The organism is Streptomyces sp. S6 (assembly GCF_054880855.1).
The window spans coordinates 1-17,822 of the sequence record NZ_JBTYMC010000048.1; the positions used below are offsets into that span (position 1 = coordinate 1).

At 68.7% G+C, this 17,822-nt stretch carries 14 protein-coding genes and 1 tRNA gene; 7 read left to right on the top strand and 8 right to left on the bottom strand.

The features are described 5' to 3' along the window. The coding region (locus ACVNF4_RS09590; protein WP_461802279.1) for a hypothetical protein at positions 1 to 690 on the bottom strand (690 nt) is incomplete at its 3' end. 161 nt (positions 691 to 851) lie between these two features. Here ACVNF4_RS09590 and ACVNF4_RS09595 point away from each other — a divergent pair. The 4 genes from ACVNF4_RS09595 (at position 852) to ACVNF4_RS09610 (ending at position 7,035) form a co-directional block, all read left to right on the top strand. Then, complete coding sequence (locus ACVNF4_RS09595; protein WP_461802280.1) at positions 852 to 1,181, top strand: chorismate mutase; 330 nt, start codon at positions 852 to 854, stop codon at positions 1,179 to 1,181. 82 nt (positions 1,182 to 1,263) lie between these two features. Then, a complete protein-coding gene (gene pepN / locus ACVNF4_RS09600; RefSeq protein WP_461802281.1) occupies positions 1,264 to 3,735 on the top strand; it encodes an aminopeptidase N in 2,472 nt (823 codons plus the stop codon). A gap of 223 nt (positions 3,736 to 3,958) precedes the next feature. Beyond that, on the top strand, positions 3,959 to 5,632 hold the full coding sequence (locus tag ACVNF4_RS09605) for a pyridoxal phosphate-dependent decarboxylase family protein (protein WP_461802282.1): 1,674 nt from the start codon (positions 3,959 to 3,961) through the stop codon (positions 5,630 to 5,632). Further along, the gene (locus ACVNF4_RS09610) at positions 5,629 to 7,035 is read left to right on the top strand and encodes a lysine N(6)-hydroxylase/L-ornithine N(5)-oxygenase family protein (protein WP_461802283.1); all 1,407 of its coding nucleotides are present in this window, start codon (positions 5,629 to 5,631) and stop codon (positions 7,033 to 7,035) included. The genes ACVNF4_RS09605 and ACVNF4_RS09610 overlap by 4 nt, the downstream gene beginning before the upstream one ends. A 51-nt stretch (positions 7,036 to 7,086) precedes the next feature. On the opposite strand, the gene ACVNF4_RS09615 is transcribed toward ACVNF4_RS09610, so the two are convergent. Then, complete coding sequence (locus tag ACVNF4_RS09615; protein ID WP_461802284.1) at positions 7,087 to 8,886, bottom strand: bifunctional metallophosphatase/5'-nucleotidase; 1,800 nt, start codon at positions 8,884 to 8,886, stop codon at positions 7,087 to 7,089. A gap of 132 nt (positions 8,887 to 9,018) precedes the next feature. Between ACVNF4_RS09615 and ACVNF4_RS09620 the strand changes: the two genes are divergently transcribed. Together ACVNF4_RS09620 and pyk are read left to right on the top strand one after the other, a co-directional pair. Next, positions 9,019 to 9,681, top strand: coding sequence for an SIMPL domain-containing protein (locus ACVNF4_RS09620; RefSeq protein ID WP_461802285.1), 663 nt, complete (start codon positions 9,019 to 9,021; stop codon positions 9,679 to 9,681). A 123-nt stretch (positions 9,682 to 9,804) separates the two neighbouring features. Then, a complete protein-coding gene (gene pyk, locus ACVNF4_RS09625; protein WP_461802286.1) occupies positions 9,805 to 11,241 on the top strand; it encodes a pyruvate kinase in 1,437 nt (478 codons plus the stop codon). Positions 11,242 to 11,244: 3 nt separating this feature from the next. On the opposite strand, the gene ACVNF4_RS09630 is transcribed toward pyk, so the two are convergent. The 3 genes from ACVNF4_RS09630 to ACVNF4_RS09640 all read right to left on the bottom strand — a co-directional run bounded on the left by ACVNF4_RS09630 (position 11,245) and on the right by ACVNF4_RS09640 (position 13,489). After that, positions 11,245 to 12,021, bottom strand: coding sequence for a transposase (locus ACVNF4_RS09630; protein ID WP_461802287.1), 777 nt, complete (start codon positions 12,019 to 12,021; stop codon positions 11,245 to 11,247). Between the two features lie 84 nt (positions 12,022 to 12,105). After that, positions 12,106 to 12,190: transfer RNA gene (locus ACVNF4_RS09635), tRNA-Leu, on the bottom strand. Positions 12,191 to 12,298: 108 nt separating this feature from the next. Then, positions 12,299 to 13,489 (bottom strand): IS110 family RNA-guided transposase, encoded by a 1,191-nt coding sequence (locus tag ACVNF4_RS09640; RefSeq protein ID WP_461802302.1) that lies wholly within the window; start codon positions 13,487 to 13,489, stop codon positions 12,299 to 12,301. Between the two features lie 236 nt (positions 13,490 to 13,725). Between ACVNF4_RS09640 and ACVNF4_RS09645 the strand changes: the two genes are divergently transcribed. Next, the gene (locus tag ACVNF4_RS09645; protein WP_461802288.1) at positions 13,726 to 14,379 is read left to right on the top strand and encodes an ANTAR domain-containing response regulator; all 654 of its coding nucleotides are present in this window, start codon (positions 13,726 to 13,728) and stop codon (positions 14,377 to 14,379) included. Positions 14,380 to 14,446: 67 nt separating this feature from the next. Here the strand turns inward: ACVNF4_RS09645 and ACVNF4_RS09650 are convergent, their stop codons facing one another. The 3 genes from ACVNF4_RS09650 to ACVNF4_RS09660 are packed head-to-tail and all read right to left on the bottom strand — an operon-like array spanning position 14,447 to position 17,822. Then, on the bottom strand, positions 14,447 to 15,163 hold the full coding sequence (locus ACVNF4_RS09650) for an ABC transporter ATP-binding protein (RefSeq protein WP_461802289.1): 717 nt from the start codon (positions 15,161 to 15,163) through the stop codon (positions 14,447 to 14,449). After that, on the bottom strand, positions 15,160 to 16,023 hold the full coding sequence (locus ACVNF4_RS09655; protein WP_461802290.1) for an ABC transporter ATP-binding protein: 864 nt from the start codon (positions 16,021 to 16,023) through the stop codon (positions 15,160 to 15,162). The genes ACVNF4_RS09650 and ACVNF4_RS09655 overlap by 4 nt, the downstream gene beginning before the upstream one ends. 5 nt (positions 16,024 to 16,028) lie before the next feature. Further along, positions 16,029 to 17,822 carry a branched-chain amino acid ABC transporter permease gene (locus tag ACVNF4_RS09660; protein WP_461802291.1) on the bottom strand — a complete coding sequence of 598 codons (1,794 nt, stop codon included), beginning with the start codon at positions 17,820 to 17,822 and terminating at the stop codon, positions 16,029 to 16,031.

Genomic DNA, 17,822 nt, shown 5'->3' on the forward strand with positions numbered 1-17,822 from the left:
GCGGCGGCGCCCCGCCCAGCCCGCGGCCGTCAGCGGCGGCTGGCGCCCGTCCAGCCGGGCCCGCTCCAGACCCGCCTCGTACGCGGTGTACGCCTGCGGACTGGTGAACCACGGACGGGGGTCCTCGCCGAAGAAGAGAGCCCGCTTGGCGAGGACGTACCCGAACTCCTCCGGCGTGAGATAGCCGAGCTTCTGGGACGCCTCGCCGTGCTCCCGGTAGGCGTCCAGGAGGAGCCAGCCCGCGCCCAGGTAGGTGGCCGCTGTGTCCGTCAGGATCTCGTTGTCCCGGGTGCCGGGGAACGCGAGGTCCAGACGGTGCAGGTACACGTGCATGATCTCGTGCGCCAGCGCCGCGCCGATGTCCTCGCGATGCGTGCGGAAACGGTCGTTCAGCTCGACGAAGTACTCCGGGCCCGCCGTCAGCTCGATGTTCGCCGCGTGCTCCATCTCACGGAAACCGACGATCAGCCGCGCGTCCGGCAGCCGGTAGTGCCGGATCAGCTCACGCGCCACCCGCTGCACGCCCAGATGAAGATCGTCCGTGTCGCAGAACGCCACGTCGACCGGCGGGACGCTCGTCGAGAACGTGGCGACCGTGTCGTAGGACAGGCGCCGGTACAGCGCCGTCACCGCGTCCCGCACCGTCTCCAGATGCGGGAAGCCGTGCTCGACCGGTCCGCCGTCACCCACACCGCACCCCCTCGGACGCCGTGCACTCCTCCACCACTGTACGAGGATCGCGCGAGGACGGTACGAGGGCCGTAAGAGGGGTGCGTGAGGGGTGCGTGAGGGGTGTACGAGGGGTGGACGCCCCCGAGCCCCGGCGGCCGAACGGATTAGGGTGAATGTCCATGACCACCAGCACCACCGGAAACAGCGCCGACGACCCCGAGGTCCGGGCCGAACTGAGCCGGCTGCGCGACAGCATCGACAACATCGACGCCGCCGTCATCCACATGCTCGCCGAGCGTTTCAAGGCCACCCAGCAGGTCGGCTACCTCAAGGCCCGCCACCACCTGCCGCCCGCCGACCCCGCCCGCGAGGCCCGCCAGATCACCCGCCTGCGCGGCCTCGCCGAGAGCGCCAAGCTCGACCCCGCCTTCGCCGAGAAGTTCCTCAACTTCATCGTCGCCGAGGTGATCCGCCACCACGAACGCATCGCGGAGGACACCGCGCGCTGAAAACGCTTTCACAGAGGTGGGCGAAAGCCGCCAACCGATCCGCCTCTGTGCCCCGCACCCCACATCGGGCAGCATGGCACCCATGTCCGTACTGAAGCGCGACGAAGCGCTGATCCGTGCCGAGCTGCTCGATGTCCACAGCTATGCAGTCGATCTCGATCTCACCACCGGAGACGAGACGTTCCACTCCTCGACCGTCATCCGCTTCACCGCGCGCTCGGGCGCGGACACCTTCGTCGAGCTGAAGCCGGCCGAGCTGCGGTCCGTCGTCCTCGACGGGAAGTCCCTCGACACCGGGAAACTGAGCGGCAACCGCTTCCCCCTCAAGAAACTCAAGGCCGGCGAGCACGAACTGCGCGTCGAGGCGACCATGCGCTACTCCCGCACCGGCGAGGGCATGCACCGCTTCACCGACCCCGCCGACGGCGAGACCTACGCCTACACCCAGCTCTTCATGGAAGACGTCCAGCGCGTCTTCGCCGCCTTCGACCAGCCCGACCTCAAAGCGACCTTCGACATCACCGTCACCGCCCCCGACGGCTGGAGCGTCCTGTCCAACGGCGTCACCGAACACCTCGGCGAGGGCCGCTGGCGTGCCGCCACCACCCCCCTCATCTCCACCTACCTCGCCGCCGTCGCCGCAGGCCCCTGGCACACCGTCCGCACCGAACACCGCGGCCTCCCCCTCGGCCTGCACTGCCGCCGTTCCCTCGCCGCCCACCTCGAAGCGGACACCGACGAACTCTTCGAGATCACCCGGCAGTGCTACGACCGCTACCACGAGTACTTCACCGAGCCCTACCCCTTCGACTCCTACGACCAGGCGTTCGTCCCCGAGTTCAACGCGGGCGCCATGGAGAACCCCGGACTCGTCACCTTCCGCGACGAGTTCGTCTTCCGCTCCGCCGTCACCGACACCGAACGCCAGACCCGCGCCATGGTCATGGCCCACGAGATGGCCCACATGTGGTTCGGCAACCTCGTCACCCTCCGCTGGTGGGACGACATCTGGCTGAACGAGTCCTTCGCCGAGTACATGGGCTACCGCGCCACCGCCGACGCCACCCGCTTCGCCAGCCCCTGGACCGAGTTCGGCGTCTCCCGCAAAGCCTGGGGATACGACGCCGACCAGCGCCCCACCACCCACCCCGTCGCCCCCGACGACGTCCCCGACACCGCCTCCGCCCTCCTCAACTTCGACGGCATCTCCTACGCCAAGGGCGCCTCCGCACTCCGCCAGTTGGTGACCTGGCTCGGCGACGACGACTTCCTCGCCGGCATCAACACCCACTTCGCCCGGCACAAGTTCGCCAACGCGACCCTCGCCGACTTCATAGACTCCCTCGCCTCCGCCACCGACCGCGACGTCCACGCCTGGGCCGACGCCTGGCTGCGCACCACCGGCGTCGACACCCTCACCCCCGTCGTCGCCGGCACCGGCAGCGCCCACACCCTCACCGTCGAACACGCCGGCACCCGGCCCCACCGCATCGCCGTCGGCCTCTACGACGGCGACGCGGACGGCCTCGTCCCGCGCCCCCGCCTCGAACTCGACGTCCCCCAGAACACACCCCACGACCTCGGCAAACGGCCCGCGCTGCTCCTCCTCAACGACGGCGACCTCACCTACGCCAAGGTCCGCTTCGACGCCGAGTCCTTCACCGCCGTCCGCACCGCGCTCGCCGGGCTCCCCGACCCGGTGAACCGCGCCGTCGTCTGGAACGCCCTGCGCGACGCCGTCCGCGACGGTGAACTCCCCGCCGCCGCCTACCTGGAGACCGCCCGCACACACCTCCCGCGCGAGACCGACCTCGCCGTCGTCGAAGCCGTACTCGCCTTCGCGACCAGGGAGTTGGCGGGGCGCTACCTCAACGCCGAGGAACGGGCCGGGGCGCTGACCTCGCTGTGCCTGCTGTGCAAGGACATCCTGCGGCGCACCGAGGACGGCGACAGCCCCGGGCTGCGCCTCATCGCCGCCCGCCACTTCATCGACGTCGCCCAGCACCCCGACACCATCGCCGCGTGGCTCGCCGACGAGACCGTGCCGGGTGGGCCCGAGCTGGACCCCGACCTGCGGTGGCGGATCCTCGCGCGGCTCGCGGTGCTCGGAGAGACCGAAGAGGCCGCCATCGCCGCCGAGTTGGAGCGCGACCCCTCCGCGACCGGACAGGAAGGCGCCGCCCGCTGCCGGGCCGCCCTCCCCGACGCCGACGCCAAGGAACGCGCCTGGGCCGCCATGTTCTCCACCGACGACCTCTCCAACTACCTCCTCACCGCCACCGCCCAAGGCTTCTGGCAGCCCGAACAGGCCGAACTCCTCCGGCCGTTCGTCGCCCGCTACTACACCGACGCGGTACCCGTCGCCCAACGCCGCGGCCCCGCCATCGCCACCGCCATCGGCACGTGGGCCTTCCCCTCGCACGCCGTCGACACCGAGAACCTCCGACTGGGGGAGGCATGCCTCGCGGAAGCCGGGCCCACACCCGCGCTGCGGAGGAAGCTGGCGGACCAACTGGACGACCTGGGGAGGGTGTTGAAGGCTCGGGGGGTTTGAGGGGGCGGACGCGCGGCTCGTGAGAGGGGCCGCGCGTCCGGGGGGAGTTGAGGCTGTGTCGTGCGTGCCGGGTGCGGCGGGTCGTAGAAGCTGATTTTCTCCGTGTACGCGTACCACTTTCGGGTCTGATCGCTCGGGTTTGCGGGTGCGGCGGCTTTGGTGGGGACATGCTGGGGCTCTCACCTCCGTCCCCCGCCCATCGGCCCCCCTCGAAGGACCCCGCATGAGCCTGCCGCCCCTCGCCTCGGGTCCACACAGCGCCGACGCGCTGAGGCCGCTGCTCGACACGGTTCTCAGCGCGCTGGAGACAGGGCGACGGGCGCGGGGCGGGCCCCTCCCCGCGGGCGGCCCTTCCGCGGTCGCCGAGCGCGTACGGGAGGCCGTGGGCGAGGTGCTGCCGGACCACGGGGACCCAGAGGCACTCACCGCCCTCATCCACACCCTCACCGAAGGCTCCGCCGACCCCGCCGACCCCCTCTGCGCGGCCCACCTCCACTGCCCACCGCTGGCCGTCGCGGCAGCGGCCGACCTGGCAGCCTCGATCCTGAACCCGTCCCTGGACTCATGGGACCAGGCACCTGCCGCCTCGGAGCTGGAGACGCTGATGACGGCGGCCCTGGCCCGGGAGGTGTACGACGACGTCGCTACGGGGGACGGCGCTACGGCTGACGCCCTCCTCGCGGGCGACACCGCTCCGAAGGCCGACACACCCGCCCTCGGGGGCCACGACACCCCTCGACCACCGACCCTCGACGCCACACACCCACACGCCGCCCCGGCTGCGGGCAGTCGTGACTCTCCCCGTGCCCTAAGGGCCTGGGAGGCACCCCCAGGGGGCCGCACCGGTGGGCGTGGCGGTGGCCCGCAAGTGCGGGTGAGTGACAGCGCTTCCCAGCTCGGACACCCACACAGCCGCACGCACGCCACAACCCCAGCCCCACCGCACCCGCCCCTCACCCCCGACGCCCTCATCACCACCGGCGGCACCGAGTCCAACCACCTCGCTCTCCTCCTTGCCAGAGAGGCCTGCGGCGGTAGTGTCCGGCTCGTCTGCGGGGCCAACGCGCACCACTCCCTCACCCGAGCCGCCTGGCTCCTCGGCCTCCCCGAGCCCGTCGTCGTCCCGGCCCCGGCCGGTGTCCTCGACCCCGTCGCCCTCGACGACGCGCTGGGCCGGCTCACCGGACCCCTCCTCGTCGCCGCCACCGCCGGCACCACGGACGCCGGGCTCATCGACCCGCTCCCCGAGATCGCCGCCCGTTGCGCCGCGCACGGGGCGCGGCTGCATGTCGACGCCGCCTACGGCGGAGGCCTGTTGTTCAGCGCCCGGCGCCGGGAGAAGCTCGCCGGGCTACGGTCCGCCGACACCGTCACCCTCGACCTGCACAAACTCGGCTGGCAGCCGGTCGCCGCAGGAGTGCTCGCCGTACGCGACGCCACCGACCTCACCGCCCTCCACCAACGCGCCGACTACCTGAACGCCGACGACGACACAGAGGCGGGCCTGCCCGATCTGCTGGGGCGTTCGCTGCGGACGACACGGAGACCGGACGTCCTGAAAGCCGCCGTGACGCTGAAAACCCTCGGCCGCACGGGACTCGGCGAGCTCGTCGACCAAGTCTGCGACCTCGCCCAGGAGTTCGCCGACCGAGTCGACACACACCCCGCCTTCGAACTGCACGCCCGCCCGGTCATCAGCACCGTCCTGTTCAGACCGAGGAACGCCGACACCGCCACCGTCCGCCGCACCCTCCTCGAACAGGGCCGGGCCGTCCTCGGCCGGGCCCGCACCCACGACGGACGGCTCTGGCTGAAGGCCACCCTCCTCAACCCCCACACCCGGCCGGCCGACCTCGACCGCCTCCTGGAACTCGCGGAAGGAACCACCCCCACATGACCGACGCCCCCGCACCAGCCGACCCCCCGCGCGACCTCGTCGGCATCGGCATCGGCCCCGTCAACCTCTCCCTCGCCGCCCTCGCCCACCCCCTCACCGGACTCGACACCGTCTTCTACGAACAGCGCCCCGGCTTCGACTGGCACCCCGGCCTCCTCATCGACGGCACCCGCGTCCAAGTCCCCTTCCTCGCCGACCTGGTGACCCTCGCCGACCCCGCCAGCCCCTGGACCTTCCTCAACTACCTCAAGAGCCTCGACCGGCTCTACCCCTTCTACTTCGCCGAGCGCTCCCACATGCAGCGCGCCGAATACGACGCCTACTGCCGCTGGGTCGCCGGACACCTCCCCGGACTCCACTTCCGCCACCAGGTCGACGCCGTCCGCTGGAACACCGAACGCGCCCTGTTCGAAGTCGACTTCACCCACCTCGACGCCGAAGGCGAAGCCGAGGCCCTCGGCCGCACCCACACCCGCAACATCGCCCTCGGCGTCGGCAGCGAACCCCACATCCCCGACCCCCTGCGCCCCCTCGTCGACGCCCCCGGCGTCCCCGTCGTACACGCCGCCGACTACCTCGACCACCGCGCCACCCTCCTCACCGCCGGCCACGTCACCGTCGTCGGCACCGGACAGTCCGGCGCCGAGATCTTCCTCGACCTCCTGCGCCACCGCCCCAAGGGCCGCGAACGCCTCCACTGGATCGGCCGCAGCGAAGCGTTCGCCCCCATGGAGTACTCCAAACTCGGCCTCGAACACTTCACCCCCGACCACACCCGCTACTTCCACGCCCTCCCCGAACCTGTCCGCGACGAACTCCTCGCGAGACAAGGCCACTTGCACAAGGCGATCGACGCCCGCACCCTCGCCGCCATCCACGACGAGCTCTACGACCGCACCCTGCACGGCGGTTGGCCCGACACCGTCATGACACCCGGAGTCCGCGTCCGCACCGCCGGCCGCATCGCCACCACCAAAGTCGAACTCCACCTCGACCACATCCAGCAGGGCACCCGCTCCCGCCTCACCACCGACGCCGTCGTCCTCGCCACCGGCTACCGCGAACGCCCCCTCGACCGCCTCCTCGCCGGACTCGACCCCCACCTCCGCCGCGACAACGCCGGACGGCCCCTGATCGACGACCAGTTCCGCCTCGTCCTCGACCCCGCCGTCACCGGAAACATCTACGTCCAGAACGCCGAACGCCACACCCACGGCGTCGGCGCACCCGACCTCGGCCTCACCGCCTGGCGCAGCGCCACCATCCTCAACTCCCTCACAGGGAAAGAGACCTACCCGATGCCCGCCCGAACGGCCTTCACCACCTTCGGACTTGAGGCCAGCCCCCGAGTCCCCGCCGCGAGGCAGCCCCGCATCCTCACCCCGCTCGTCGAAGGACGCTGACAGCAAAGGGGAGTTGCCCGAACCCGCGAGCAACTCCCCCTCCAAGAACGCCTAGAACACCGGCGTCCCGTTCCGCGTCAGCTTCCAGCTCACCGACGCGAAGTCCTTCGGGTCCAGCACACCCTTCGCCGTCACCCACTCGGAGATCCGCGTCCGGATCTCCGTCGACTCCGCCCACAGCTCCTTCGCCGCAGCCACATGCGGGAACGCCCCGCCGCCGTTCGCACGGTAGTTGTTCACCGCGAACACGAACTGCTGAGCGTCGTCCAGCGCCTTGCCCTCGAACGACAGGTTCCTGATCCGCGAACCCACCGGCTGCGCGACGTCGATGTCGTACGAAAGCCCCGACACGTAGTCGTAGTTGTAGTCCGGACGACCACCCGCGTTCGTCAGCTTCTCGACGTCCACCACCGCGTCCGGCGCCGTCTGCACGAAGTACCCCGCCGAAAACTCCAGGTACGCCCGCACCTGCGCACCCGTCATCAACTTCGCGACCAGCGTGTTGTCGTACACGTACAGCGACGACAGATCCCGGATCGTCACCTTGCCCGCCGGGATCTCCGACGTCCGGGAGAACGGCGAACCCTGCGAGATCACCGGCAGCGACGCGTACGACGTCCCCGCCAGCGCCGCCTTCACGACGTCCTCCTGGACCTTCGTGATCAGGTCGATGATCGGGGCGTCCTTGTACCGCGCCTCGACCGTCGTCAGCGTCACCGTCGCCGTACCGACCACCTGGTTGACGTACTTCACGACCTTCGCGTGCTCGTCGCTCAACAGCCGCGTGATCTTCGGGTCGTCCGCCACGGAGTTGGAGTTCAGCACCTTCGACGCGACCGACTCGACACCCCAGCGGCCCTTCTCGAAGACCAGCCCGATGTCGAACACCGACAACCGCTCCGCGTACGCCAGCGGCTCCGAGATGACCACCGTCCTACCGGTCTTCTCGTTGACGACCTTCAGCTCCGGGATCTCCACGTGCGCGTGCCCGATCAGCATCGCGTCGACCCCCGGCACCTGCTTCGCCACGAGCGCCGCCGCGTTCTCGATGTGCGGCAACTGGTCACCGTACGAGGACGTGCCGGAAGAGCCGGAGTGCGCCGAGATGATCACGACGTCCGCACCCAGCGCCTTCAGCTTCGGCACGTACTTCGCGGCCTGCTCCTCAAGCCCCGGGAACGCCAGCTTGCCCTGCACGTACGCCTTGTCCCAGATCGCGATACCCGGGTTCGTCAGACCGAGGATCCCGACCCTGACCGGCGGCGCACCCTTCGGGCACAGCGTCTTGATCACGTACGGCTGGAACGCCGGCTTCAGCGTCTTCGCGTCCACCGCGTTCGCGCCGAGCAGCGGGAACCGCAGCTGCGACTCGAACTTCCGCAGCGTCTCGATGCCGTAGTTGAACTCGTGGTTGCCCAGCGCCGCCGCGTCGTACCCGATCGCGTTCATCGCCTGCGCCATCGGGTGGACCGGACCACCCTTCGCGGTGATCGGGTCGACCTTCGCGTAGTAGTACGTCAGCGGCGTGCCCTGGATCGTGTCGCCCGCGTCGATCAGCAGCGTGTTGTGCCGCCCCTTCTCCGCACGGATCTGGTTCACCAGCGTCGAGATCCGCGCCAGACCCTGCGCGTTGCCGGCCGCGTCCTTGTACTCCGCGTCCTTGAAGTAGTCCCAGTTGAAGACGTGACCGTGCAGGTCCGTCGTCCCCAGCACGGTGAACGAGTACCGCTTCGGCTGCTTCGGACGAGGCTTCGTGGACGCCTGCGCCTCAGCCGCCGCCGCACCCGCGATCGCCACCCCCGCACCGGTCACGGCGGACTTCTTCAGAAACTTGCGGCGGTTCAAGGGCATGTCTCGCACTCCTCGGGGAATCGTAAATGACGCGCGTAGATTCTGACCCGTCCATGACCGCCCGCAACAGATACAGAAGGTTGCGATCAGATGACCTGACGGGGTCGAACCGGCCATGCCAGAGTGTCCCGCATGACGAACGGAACCGCCGACGCGCCACAGCTCACGGTTCGGGGAGAGGCACACGTGGAGGCCGAACCCGAAGTCGCACGCATCGGGGTGACCGTGACCGCGGAAGGACGCGACCGCCGAAAAGTCCTCGACGATCTGACCCGGGCCCACACCGCCGCCCTCGACCTCGTCGCCACCTACCCCGTCGACCGCGTCTCCACCGGAGCCGTCTCCGTCGCACCCGCCTTCGTCCTCGACGAGCCGCACGGACAGGTCATGGGCCACCAGGGCCGCGTCCGCCTCGCCCTCCGCGTCACCGACTTCACCCTGCTCGGCGAACTCGTCACCCGCCTGGCCGACCTCGACCTCACCGCCGTCGACGGGTCCCACTGGGAACTGCTCCCGGACTCCCCCCTCCCCGCCGAAGCGCGGCGCGCGGCCGTACAGGAAGCCGTCCAGCGTGCCCGCGAGTACGCCGACGCACTCGGCACCACCCTCGCCGCCCTCATCGAACTCACCGACGACGCCGGACGCACGCCACGCCCCCGCGCCGACTTCTCCCGGGCGGCACGGAGAACCGCCGCCGGACCACCCGCCCCCCTCGACCTCGAACCTCCCCTGCTCACCGTCGAAGCCGCCGTCGTCGCCCGCTTCACGCTCCACCCGCCCACGCTGGAAGCCTGAAATATGCTCATCAGAGCATCGGCCCGCACACTCCAACACATGTCAACAACCCTTCACGCAACGGTTGTTGGGCGTCCATGCAGCGCCGAATTCCTACCCGGCGGTAGGGCCTAGGCTCGACCCATGCGCCGAGCGAAGATCGTCTGCACCCTGGGGCCCGCCACCGACTCGTACGACCAGATCAAGGCCCTGGTCGACGCCGGAATGGACATCGCCCGCCTCAACCTCAGCCACGGCACCCACGCGGAACACGAGAGCCGCCTCCAGCGCGTCCGCAAAGCCGCCGAGGAGTCCGGGCGGGCCATCGGCATCCTCGCCGACCTCCAGGGGCCCAAGATCCGCCTCGGCACCTTCACCGAAGGACCCGTCCTCCTCGAACGCGGCGACACCTTCACCATCACCGTCGAAGAGGGCGCCGAAGGCGACGGCCACTCCTGCGGCACCACGTACGAGGGCCTCGCCCAGGACGTCACCCCCGGCGAACGCATCCTCGTCGACGACGGCAAGGTCTGCCTCCAAGTCACCTCCGTGGCCGGACCCCACGTCCACACCGAGGTCATCGAAGGCGGCATGATCTCCGACCACAAAGGCCTCAACCTCCCCGGCGTCTCCGTCTCCGTCCCCGCCCTCTCCGACAAGGACGAAGCCGACCTCCGCTGGGCCCTGCGGGCCGGCGCCGACATCATCGCCCTCTCCTTCGTCCGCAGCGGCACCGACATCGACGACGTCCACCGCATCATGGACGAGGAACAACGCCGCCTCCCCGTCATCGCCAAGATCGAGAAACCCCAGGCCGTCGACGCCCTCGACGACATCGTCGCCGCGTTCGACGGGATCATGGTCGCCCGTGGTGACCTCGGCGTCGAAATGCCCCTCGAACAGGTGCCGTTCGTCCAGAAACACGCGGTCAAACTGGCCAAGCGCAACGCCAAGCCGGTCATCGTCGCGACCCAGATGCTCGACTCCATGATCGAGAACTCCCGGCCCACCCGCGCCGAAGCCTCCGACGTCGCCAACGCCGTCATCGACGGCACCGACGCGGTGATGCTCTCCGGCGAGACCAGCGTCGGCAAACACCCCGTCGAAACGGTCCGGACGATGGCCAAGATCGTCGAGGCCGCCGAGGAGGACATGCTCGCGAAGGGGCTGCCGCCGCTGACGGAACACAACAAACCCCGCACGCAGGGGGGTGCCGTCGCCCGCGTGGCCGCCGAGATCGGCGACTTCCTCGGCGCGAAGTACCTGGTCGCCTTCACCCAGACCGGCGACACCGTCCGCCGCCTGTCCCGCTACCGCTCACCGATCCCCGTCCTCGCCTTCACACCGGTGCCGGCTGTTCGGGCACAGCTCAGCGTGAGTTGGGGGGTGGAGACACTGCTCGGACCCTGGGTCGACTCCACCGACGCGATGGTGGAACAGGTGGACGAGCTGCTGCTCGCGCATGGGCTCTGCGAGCGGGGTGACGTCGTCATCATCACTGCGGGGTCGCCGCCTGGGGTGTCGGGAGCGACGAACATGGTGCGGGTGCATCACATCGGGGAGGACGACGGGCCCAAGTAGGGGTCAGTGTTTGGGGCCGACGTGGGTGTCGAGTTGGGCTACTGAGGCTTTGCGGGCGACGGAGATGTTCCGGAAGTTCGCCAGTTTCCATTCGACACCCACTTTGTCGAGGGTGTCGGTGAAGAGGCGGATGATGTCGCCGGACAGGTTGGTGAAGAAGTAACGGGGGTACTCGTAGCGCTTGCGTTCACCGCCGATGACTCGGGTGGTCCAATTGGTGATGCGACTGCCATCTGAGTGGATGAGGCCCCGGATGAACTCCCAGGGGTGGGCGTCGACGATGGCCTGTTGCCAGGGTTCGAGGGCTATCTCGCGTTCGTGCTTCTTGCCGGGGCCGTGCTGAGGGAACAGGCAGACCAAATGCTTCGAGGTGACCTTCACGTCCAGGCAACCGGGCTTGCGGACGCGGCAGACTGAGTTGTCAGGGAAGACCGCGCGAATGGCCTGCTCGCACTCGTCGAGGAGCCCCGGCCATGACTCGGCGCAGGTGATCCTGAGGCTGGGGACGCGGTGCTTGAAGTAGTGACTGATGTGCCCGTCACCGAGATAGAGGCCGAGAAGGTAGCTGTACGCCGTCGCGTCGAGCGGACGGCCGTGACAGCGGGGGCACAGGGGGTCGTGCTTGCCCTGGCACTCCCCACGAGTGGCGCGGTCCTTGTGCTTCCATTTGCCGATGGTGCCGACGGGGATGTTCAACTGCCGTGCGACGTCTGCGTTCCGTACGCCGTTGCGAAGGAGGGCGATGGCCTTCTGGCGTACGTCAATTCCGTGGGGGCGCATGAGGCCACTGTGTACCGAAGATTGCATCCGTGTACGCGAAAGCGGAAGATCACTCGAATGTGATCTTCCGCTTCCTTGTGCAAGTACCCGGTGTGGGACTCGAACCCACACGCCCCAAAGGGCACGGCGGTTTGAGCGCCGCGTGTCTAGCCTATTCCACCAACCGGGCTGGCTGCCTGCGACTGGAAGTGTACCGGGTCATCGCACCAAGGTGCAGCTAGGTACCCTGCTAACAGCACCACCCCTGCCCCGACCAAGGAGCTTCCCAATGCTGATGTCAAGCCGCTGCCGTGACAGGTGGTGTGGCTTGGTAGCACGCTCCGTCGCGGATCATGGCCCACAGGACATTCAAGCGGCGGCGCGCGAGTGCCAGCAGCGCCTGCTTGTGGCCCTTCCCCTCGGCGCGCTTGCGCGCGTAATACGTCTTGGAGGCCGGGCAGCTCTTCAGGCTGGAGAGCGCGGAGAGGTACATCGCGTTGAGCAAGCCGCGGTGGAACCGGCGTGGTCTGCGGAGGTTGCCGCTGACCCTTCCGGAGTCGCGTGGTGCCGGAGCCAGGCCGGCGTATCCGGCGAGCCGGTCGGCGCTGCCGAAGGCGTCCATGTCACCGCCGGTGGCGGCTATGAAGGCGGCGCCCAGCTGCTTGCCCATGCCCGGCAAACTGAGGATCACCTCGGCGTGCGGGTGCTCGTGAAACCGTGCCTCGATCAGGGCGTCGACTTCCGCGATCTCCTCATCGAGGGCCATCACCCCCTTCGCGAGCCGCACCACCATGGCCGCGGCCAGCTTCTCGCCGGGCAGAGATGTGTGCTGGGCCTCCGCGGCGTCCACGGCCGTCCTGGCCAGCACAGCGGCACTGCGAACCTTGCGGTTTCGCAGCCACGTCTCAAGGCGTTTCGCGCCGCTGCGGCGGATCGCCGCCGGGGTCTGGAAGCCCGTCAGCAAAACGACGGGCCCCTTGTTGGTCAGCTCCAGCTCGCGCTCCAAAGCCGGGAAGATTTCCAGCAGTTGAGCCCGGAGCCGGTTGATCTGGCGAGTGCGATCGGCTACCAGGTCGGTGCGGCGGGTGGTCAAGGTCCGCAGATCGACGGCGATCTCGTCGCCGGGGCGAAGCTGGCCCAGGTCACGACGCATGCGGGCCTGGTCGGCGATGACGAAGGCGTCCTTGGCGTCCGTCTTGCCCTCACCCCGGTAGGAAGCCGAGGCTCGGTGCACGGTCAGGCCGGTGATGTAGACCATCGGCTGATCGTGGCTGAGCAGCAGGCCGATCAGCAGTGCGGCTCCGCCGTGGTTGAGGTCGATCGCCCACAGCGCGTCGGTGTCGAGTGCCAGGACGTCTGCGATCAGTTCCAGCAGGGCCGATTCGTCGTTGAGGATTCGGCGGGACAGCAGTCGTTCGCCGTCGTTGTTGATCACCACGCAGTGGTGGTGTTCCTTGCCGATGTCCACTCCGGCCCATACGTGGGGCACGGTCACCTCCGCCAGTTCGTCGCGCGTTCACTGCCCAGCAGACGACCTCGCCGACGTTGCCCTACGCAGCGATCGAGTCGCATCTCCCAATTGGCGGTCGAGTCGTCGCGGGGCTCCGGGCGGCCAAGCTCCTTGAGCCATCTCGCGGTCTCACCCGTGACAGCCATACCCAGAGCCCCTGGGTCCACCGATCTTACGAATGACCAGTTCGAACCCACGAAGAAAGTAGGGCCCCCGTGACCGCCGAGTCGCCCCAGCCCGTAGACGCGCCCGACGACGACAAGTCGCACGTGCCTCCGCTGACGACCCGGGTCGTCATCGCGGAGGACGAGGCGCTGATCCGTCTCGACCTCAAGGAGATGCTGGAGGAGGAGGGGTATGCCGTCGTCGGGGAGGCCGGAGACGGTGAGCAAGCCGTCGAGTTGGCCCGGGAGCACAAGCCGGACCTCGTCATCCTCGATGTGAAGATGCCCAAGCTCGACGGGATCTCCGCAGCCGAGAAGATCGCCGAGGAGCGCATCGCCCCCGTCCTGATGCTGACCGCGTTCTCGCAGCGCGACCTCGTCGAGCGGGCGCGGGACGCGGGGGCGATGGCGTACCTCGTGAAGCCGTTCAGCAAGAGTGATGTGGTGCCGGCGATCGAGATGGCCGTCTCGCGGTTCACGGAGCTGAAGGAGCTGGAGAATGAGGTCGCGGACCTCACGCAGCGCCTGGAGACGCGGAAGCTGGTGGACAGGGCGAAGTCGATTCTCCAGACGGAGTACGGCCTGACCGAGCCCGCCGCGTTCCGGTGGATCCAGAAGACGTCGATGGACCGCCGGATGTCGATGCAGCAGGTGGCGGAGGCGGTCATCCAGGACGCGGACGAGAAGAAGGCCAACAAGGGCTGACACCCCGCACGTGAGGCCCGCACCCTCTGGAACAGAGGGTGCGGGCCTCAGCCGTGCCGTAGGAGTCTCAGTCCTCGCCCAGATACGCCTTGCGCACGGACTCGTCGTGCAGCAGATCCTGCCCGGTCCCGGAGAGGACGATGCGGCCGATCTCCATGACGTGCCCGTGGTCCGCGAGGGAGAGGGCCGCCTGGGCGTTCTGTTCGACGAGGAGGATCGTCGTGCCCTGGGCCTTCAGCTCGGCGATGGTGGCCATGATCTTCTGCATCATGATGGGGGAGAGCCCCATGGAGGGCTCGTCCAGCATGAGGAGCTGGGGCTGCGACATGAGCGCGCGGCCCATGGCGAGCATCTGCTGCTCGCCTCCGGAGAGCGTTCCGGCGGCCTGCTTGCGGCGTTCCCCGAGGATGGGGAAGAGGTCGTAGGCGCGCTGGATGTCCTGTTCGATGCCGGGTTTGTCGCTGCGCAGGAACGCTCCGAGGCGGAGGTTGTCCTCGATGCTCATGCGGGGGAAGATGTGCCGCCCTTCGGGGGAGTGGGCGAGCCCGAGGGAGACGATCTGGTGGGCGGGCACCTTCTTCAGGGACTTCCCGTTGAACCGGATCTGTCCGCCGACGGGCTTGAGGAGTCCGGAGAGGGTGCGCAGGGTGGTCGTCTTGCCGGCGCCGTTGGTGCCGATGAGGGTGACGACCTCGCCGGCGTCGACTTTGAAGGAGATGCCTTTGACGGCCTCGATCTTGCCGTAGGCGACGCGGAGGTCCTCGACCTCAAGGAGTGCGGTCATCGGTCGTTCTCCTTGGCGGGCACGGCGTCGGCCTGTGCGTCGGCGTGTGCTTCTGCGGCCTCGACCTCGGCGAGTTCTTCGGCGCCGGGTGCGTTCTCGAAGGGTTCGCCGAGGTATGCGGCGACGACGCGTTCGTCGCCCTGGACGGTCTCGCTGTCGCCTTCGATGAGTTTCTCGCCCTGGACGAGGACGGCGACGCGGTCGCAGAGGTTGAAGATGAACCGCATGTCGTGCTCGATGACGAGGACGGCGATGCCCTGGTCGCGGATGGCGAAGACGAGTTCTTCGGTGGCCCGGGTCTCCTGGGGGTTCATGCCGGCGGTGGGTTCGTCGAGGAGGAGCAGGCCGGGTTCGCTGGCGAGCGCTCGGGCGATCTCCAGTTTGCGCTGTTCGCCGTAGGGCAGGTTGCGCGCGAGGTGGTCGGCTTTGCTGTCGAGGCCGACGAACCGGAGGAGTTCCATGGCGCGTTCGCGGGAGGCGGCCTCCGCTTTGTGGAAGGAGGGCAGGCGCAGGACGGCCGACCAGAATCCTTCTTTGGTGCGGGTGTGGCGTCCGACGAGGACGTTTTCCAGGACGGTCATGTTGGCGAAGAGGCGGATGTTCTGGAAGGTTCGTGCGATGCCCGCGGCGGTGACTTTGAAGGATTTGGCGGGCAGGACGGTGTCTTTGTAGCGGACTTCGCCTTCGGTGGGGACGTAGAGGCCGGTGAGGCAGTTGAAGAACGTCGTCTTGCCGGCCCCGTTGGGTCCGATGAGTCCGACGATCTCGCCGCTGTTGACGGTGAGGTCGACGTTCCGGACGGCGGTGAGGCCGCCGAAGCGCATGGTGACGCCGCGTGCGTCGAGAACGGTGTTCGTCATGGTCGTCAGGCCCCTGCCTTGGTGAGGACGGTGGGTGCTTCGGCGTCCTCGTGGAACTCCAGTTGGCGGCGGCGGTTGGGGATGATGCCTTCGGGCCGGAAGCGCATGATGATGATGAGGGCGATGCCGAAGGAGAGGAGCTGGTATTCGCCGAGGAACTGGAGTTTGTTGGGGATGAGGAAGAGGAGGGCGGCGCCGACGAGGGGTCCGCTGATGGTCCCCATGCCGCCGAGGACGACGGCGGCGAGGAGGAACGCGGAGTTGGGGGGTGCGGAGCTGGCGAAGACGTACTGGTCGGGGGTGACGGCGTAGCTGACGTGGGCCTGGACGGTGCCGGCGAGGCCGGCGAGGGTGGCGCCGACGGCGAAGGCGATGAGTTTGACGCGGAAGCCGTTGATGCCCATGGCGAGGGCGGCGGTCTCGTCCTCGCGGATGGCGATCCAGGCGCGGCCGATGCGGGAGTCGCTGCTGCGCCGGAAGACGACGATGACGATCGCCGTGATGAGGAGCATGAGCAGGAAGTAGTTGGCGAAGCGGCCGATGGTGAATCCGGCGATGTCGTGGGGGGTGCCGAGGTCGAAGCCGAGGATCTTGAGGTCGGGGATGGAGACGATGCCGTTGGAGCCGTTGGTGACCTTGGGTCCTGAGGTGCCGTCGAGGTTGTTGACGGTGATGCGGAAGATCTCGCCGAAGCCGAGGGTGACGATGGCGAGGTAGTCGCCGCGCAGCCTGAGGGTGGGGGCGCCGATGAGGACGCCGAAGACGAGGGAGGCGGCGGCGCCGACGAGGACGGCGGCCCAGAAGGGGAGGTGGAGGTCGAGGGGGGAGCTGGTGCTGCCGGAGACGAGTGCCGCGGCGTAGGCGCCGACGCCGAGGAAGGCGACGTAGCCGAGGTCGAGGAGTCCGGCGAGGCCGACGACGATGTTGAGGCCGAGGGCGACGGTGGCGAAGATGAGGATCTGGACGCCGATGGTGGCGTACTGGTCGTCGGTCTGGGTGAAGGGGAAGAGTGCGGCGGTGACGAAGGCGCCGGTGATGGTGATGTTCTGGTGGCGTGCGGTGATCTGGGAGGCGCGGGCGACGAGGCCGGCCTTGTTGAGGGCGGCGAAGCCGAACCCTGCTGTGATGAGGAAGCCGATGAAGAGTTCGTCGTATTCGGTGCCGATGCCGTAGGTGAAGACGATGAGGCCGAGGGCGAGGACGGCGACGATGACGGTGATTTCGAGGTACGAGGGGAGCGCGCCGAGGGGTTTGGGGGTGTTGGCGCTGAACGCGGCTTTGACGGTGGCCCAGCGTTGGCGGCTCTGGTGTTTGAACTGTTCCCAGCCGGTGTCGTCGGGGTCGAACGGTTCGGGTTCGGGGCGCTGGAAGGGAAGTGCGAGGGCGCCTATGAGGGCGGCGAGGGTGCTGACCGCGACGAGGTAGCCGCCGGGGTCGAGGTTGACGATGCCGCCGAGTTCGGCGCTGATGGCGATGACGGTGTACCAGGCGGTGCCGAAGGTGGCGAGCGTGCCGAGTTTGATGGCTGCGTCGGCGCCGCCGGGGGTGAGCCAGGTGAGGCCCTTGACGCCGTACGAGGAGAGGGCGAAGAGGGTGGTGAGGGCTGCGGCGACGAGGACGAGGACCTGGAGTCCGCCGGGGTAGCCGTAGACGGTGAGGGCGCCGGGGAAGTCGTTGGTCCAGGTCCAGGAGAGGAAGGTGGAGGTGATGGTGAGTGCGCTGCCGCCGAGTGCGAGGGCGCGGCCGGTCTGCTCGGGGAGGGGGACGAGTCCGGTGGTCTGTGTCGTCTGTGTCGTCAT